The organism is Streptomyces recifensis, from assembly GCF_002154615.1.
In the GTDB taxonomy this organism is placed as follows: domain Bacteria; phylum Actinomycetota; class Actinomycetes; order Streptomycetales; family Streptomycetaceae; genus Streptomyces; species Streptomyces griseoluteus.
This window is the reverse complement of record NZ_MUNH01000552.1, coordinates 1-4,348: the sequence shown is the minus strand read 5'-3', so window position 1 is coordinate 4,348 and position 4,348 is coordinate 1. Positions and strand designations below refer to the sequence as shown.

Annotated in this window: 3 protein-coding genes; 2 read left to right on the top strand and 1 reads right to left on the bottom strand. The window is 73.7% G+C overall.

Going from position 1 to position 4,348, the window contains the following annotated elements; genetic code table 11:
* Window positions 1-1,226, top strand: a 1,226-nt coding sequence (locus tag CCN33_RS25590) for a GMC family oxidoreductase (protein ID WP_208621892.1), incomplete at its 5' end; no start/stop codon positions are given.
* On the opposite strand, the gene rox is transcribed toward CCN33_RS25590, so the two are convergent.
* Window positions 1,177-2,655 carry a rifampin monooxygenase gene (rox, locus tag CCN33_RS25585; protein WP_086695830.1) on the bottom strand — a complete coding sequence of 493 codons (1,479 nt, stop codon included), beginning with the start codon at window positions 2,653-2,655 and terminating at the stop codon, window positions 1,177-1,179. The genes CCN33_RS25590 and rox overlap by 50 nt on opposite strands.
* 292 nt (window positions 2,656-2,947) lie before the next feature.
* Between rox and CCN33_RS25580 the strand changes: the two genes are divergently transcribed.
* Window positions 2,948-4,105: an MFS transporter gene (locus CCN33_RS25580; RefSeq protein WP_086695831.1), complete on the top strand. Its 1,158-nt coding sequence runs from the start codon at window positions 2,948-2,950 to the stop codon at window positions 4,103-4,105.
* Window positions 4,106-4,348 lie beyond the last annotated feature (243 nt).

Genomic DNA, 4,348 nt, shown 5'->3' with positions numbered 1-4,348 from the left:
ACCCCAACGCGGCCGACACCCCGCCGGACTTCCAGGGCATGGGCTTCATCCCGGTCTCCGTCGACGGCGGCACCCGCAACGGCACCCGCGAGCGGCTGCTCGACGTCCGCCACCGGGTCGGGGACCTGCTGACGATCAGGACCAACACCCTCGTCACGCGCGTGCTGTTCGACGGCGACCGCGCGGTGGGGGTCGCCTACCGCGAGCAGCACCGCGCCTACGGCGCCTCGTCGGACCGTACGTGCCGGCTGCGGCCGGACGCGGCGGACCGGGACGAGGACGCGGTGAGCGAAGGGACGGCGTACGCGCGCCACGAGGTCGTCCTGGCCGGGGGCACCTACAACACCCCCCAGTTGCTCATGCTGTCCGGCATCGGGCCGCGCGAGGAGCTGGAGCGGCTCGGCATCCCCGTACGCGTCGACGCGCCCGGTGTGGGGCGCAATCTGCACGACCGGTACGAGGCGTCGGTGGTGGCCGAACTGGACCAGGACTACCCGCTGTTCGAGGGCTCGTCGCTGGACGTGCCGCTCGCGGGCGAGGAGCAGGACGAGTTGATCGGCGAGTGGTACGCCGACCGGGGCGGCCCCTACGGCACCAACGGTCAACTCGCCGCCCTCATCGGCAGATCGAGCGTCTCGGACGGGGACTCCGACCTCATGCTGCTGGCGATGCCGCTCGACTTCCACGGCTACTACCCCGGTTACGCCGAGGACGCCACCCACGGCCGGAACCGGCTGGGCGTGGTCGTGCTCAAGGGACACACCAAGAACCGGGGCGGCTCGGTGACCCTGCGCTCCACCGATCCCACCGAACCGCCCGAGATCCGGTTCCACTACTTCTCCGAGGGCACACCGGGCTGGGAGGAGGATCTGGACGGCCTGGTGGACGGGCTGCGGCTCGCCCGTGACGTGATCGGCAACGCCTCGGAGGCTGGCGTGAAGGGCGAGCTGGTGCCGGGGCCCGAGGTGCGCACCGACGACCAGCTCAAGGAGTGGGCGCGGACCCAGTCCTGGGGGCACCACGCGTGCGGCACCGCCAGGATCGGCACGGCGGACGATCAGCTCGCGGTGCTAGACGGCGACTTCCGGGTGCGCGGAGTGGAGAGGCTGCGGGTGGTGGACGCCTCGGTGTTCCCCGACATCCCCGGCCTGTTCATCGCCTCCGCGGTCTACCTGGTCAGCGAGAAGGCGAGCGAGGCGCTGCTGGCGGAGTACCCGGCGCCGTGACCCCGGCCTCGCCGAACCACCTGGGCAGGTGGGCGAGCAGCTCCTCCTGGCTCTCCCCCGCCCAGCCGACATGACCGTCCGGGCGCAACAGCACGGCCGGTACGTCGAGTTCGTCGCTGACGTCGACGAGGTGGTCCACGCGGTCCGCCCAGCCCTCGGCCGAGAGGCGTCCGGTCTGGTCGAGGAGCAGACCGCGGGCGGTGTGGGTGTGCTCGTAGAGGCGTCCCTGCTTGAGCTTGACGTCCCGCAGCCGGCGGCCGAGGAGTTCGTGGCCCTCGCCCAGGTCGTAGCGGATGTCGACGGCGGTGATCATGCCGGTGATGTGGCGGTTGACCTCCTCGAAGTCCATGAGGCGGGCGAAGAGTTCGCGCAGTGCGGTGGGGCCGGGGTCGGTGCCGAGCAGGGTCATCGCGGCGCGGGTGGTCGTCAGGACGCGGGCGCCCACCGGGTGGCGTTCGGCGTGGTAGCTGTCGAGCAGGCCGTCCGGGGCCCAGCCGCGCACCTCGGCGGCGAGCTTCCATCCGAGGTTGAAGGCGTCCTGGACGCCGAGGTTGAGTCCCTGTCCGCCGGCCGGCGGGTGGATGTGGGCCGCGTCTCCGGCCAGCAGGACCCGGCCCACTCGGTAGCGCTCGGCCTGCCGGGTGGCGTCGCCGAAGCGGGAGAGCCAGCGGGGCGAGTGCACGCCGAAGTCGGTGCCCGCGACGGCCCGCAGCTGCTGCTGGAACTCCGCGAGGGTCGGGGCGGCACGGTCCTCGGCGACGCCGTCGGCGGGCACGATGACGCGGTAGACCCCCTTCTGGCCGTCGACGTCGGGTGAGAGGCCGAACCGCAACTGCGTCCTGCGGACCTCCTCGACGACGGCGGCGATGGTCGCCGGGTCCTCGGTGGCCTCCATGTCGCCGAGCAGGGTCTCGACCGAGGCGGGCTCGCCGGGGAAGCCGACGCCGAGCAGCTTGCGTACCGTGCTGCGGCCGCCGTCGCAGCCGACGGCGTAGCGGGCGCGGAGGTCGGTGCCGTCGGCGAGGCCCACGGTGACCCCGTCCGCGTCCTGGCTCAGGGCGACCACTTCCTGTCCGCGCCGGATCTCGGCGCCCAGTTCGCGGGCCCACGCGCCGAGGAGGCGCTCGGTGACGGCCTGCGGGGTGGCCAGGCCGTACGGGTGGGCCGTGTCCAGCCCGTCCGGCCACGGCTTGATGATGCCGCCGAACAGGCCGCCGGCCTGGAACTTCTCGCTCTCCGCGAGGAACCTGTCCAGCAGGCCCCGCTGGTCCATCACCTCGACACTGCGCGCGTGCAGGCCGCGGCCGCGGGACTGGCTGCTCGGCTCGGCCAGCCTCTCCAGCACGACCACACCCACTCCGGCCAGCCGGAGTTCCCCGGCCAGCATCAGCCCGGTCGGCCCGCCGCCGACCACGATCACATCGAACATCAACCCGCCCCATCAACGAAATGGCCCACCGGCCGACAGACAGGGGCGAACTCCGCGAGCGCCCCAATTCCCTCACTCCCGACCGCGGCCGCCCATTCTGCGACGCACAGGGGGCCTTGCCGCAAGGCCCCCTGTGCGCTATATCTTGAAAGTGGCAAGAGGAGTCCAACCTCTTGCCTTCGTTGTTTTCCGGGTCCGGGCTCCGTCAGAGTCCGGGGCGGGCCGGCGTGCCGCGGATACATTCGGTCTCGTGTCCAGTGAAGAATCCGGGAGCCCCGTCCCGGCCCGGCATATATGGCCGCTGTACGCGGCCGGGTTCACCACCGCCTTCGGCGCGCACGGCATCGCCGCCACCCTCGGCGGGCGCACCGACGACGCCGTCACCTCCCTGCTGGTACTGGGCGGGCTGCTCGCCCTCTACGACGGTGCCGAGGTGGTCCTCAAGCCCCTCTTCGGCACCCTCGCCGACCGCGTCGGCCCCCGCCCGGTGCTGCTTGGCGGGCTGGTGGCCTTCGCCCTCGCGTCCGCCCTGTACGTCGTCGCCGACAGCCCGGGCTGGCTGTGGGCCGCGCGTCTCGGCCAGGGAGCGGCGGCCTCCGCCTTCTCGCCGTCCGCGTCCGCCCTGGTCGCCCGGCTCAACCCGGCCGCGAGGCACGGGCGGGCGTTCGGCGGCTACGGCTTCTACAAGTCGGTCGGCTACACCCTGGGTCCGCTGCTCGGCGGCGTGCTGGTATGGGCCGGCGGGCTGCGCCTGCTGTTCGCGGTCCTCGCGGTGCTCGGCGCGGCGGTCGCCGTCTGGGCCGCCCTCGCCGTGCCCGTCGTACCCCCGCTGCCCAAGGTCCGGCAGACCCTCCTCGACCTTGGCCGCCGGCTGGCGGACCCCGGCTTCCTGGCCCCGACTGCCGCGCTCGCCGCGGCCACCGCGGCGCTGTCGGTCGGCGTCGGGTTCCTGCCCGTCTCCGGCCGGGCGGCAGGGCTGGGCACGGTGGCCACCGGGGCAGCCGTGTCGGTGCTCGCCGGCTGCGCGGCCCTCGTCCAGCCACGGGCGGGGCGTGCTCTGGACGACGGGCGCCTGACAACCCGCACAGGCCTGGCCGCGGGGCTGTCGGTCACCGCCTTGGGCCTGGTCTGCGCGATGCTGCCGGGGCTGACCGGCATCCTCACGGGGGCCGCCCTGATCGGCGCGGGCACGGGGCTGATCACCCCCCTCGGTTTCGCCACGCTGGCCGCGAGCACGCCTCGGGAGCGTCTGGGACAGACCATGGGCGCCGCCGAGCTGGGCCGGGAACTGGGCGACGCGGGCGGCCCGCTGCTCGTCGCCGCCGTCGCCTCGCTGGCCACCCTCACCTATGGCTTCGGGGCGCTCGCCGTGGTCGTCGGAGCCCTCGCGGCCGCGTTCGTCCGCCGACGCTCGGTGTCTCCCGTGCCCGGTCCGGGGGCCGAAGGGTGAGTGGCCGCGGACATCGGGTCACTTCCGGTGTCGGTGCCGCATCCTGCCGCGGTCCCGAGCCGAAGCGGGCCGCGGCGACGATCCGTCCCCGGCGCGCTGATCAGCAGGGCAGGTCGAGCGTGACGGCGCCGCCGTGTTCGGTGTTCTCGGCGTGCGCCGTGCCGCCGTGGGCGAGGGCGACGGCCTGGACGAAGGCGAGTCCGAGGCCGGCGCCCTCGCTGGTGCGGCTGGCCTCGGACTCGC

Coding starts and splice junctions, on each gene's coding strand:
- rox (WP_086695830.1), bottom strand. CDS start 2,655: ATGTTCGATGTGATCGTGGTCGGCGGCGGGCCGACCGGGCTGATGCTG.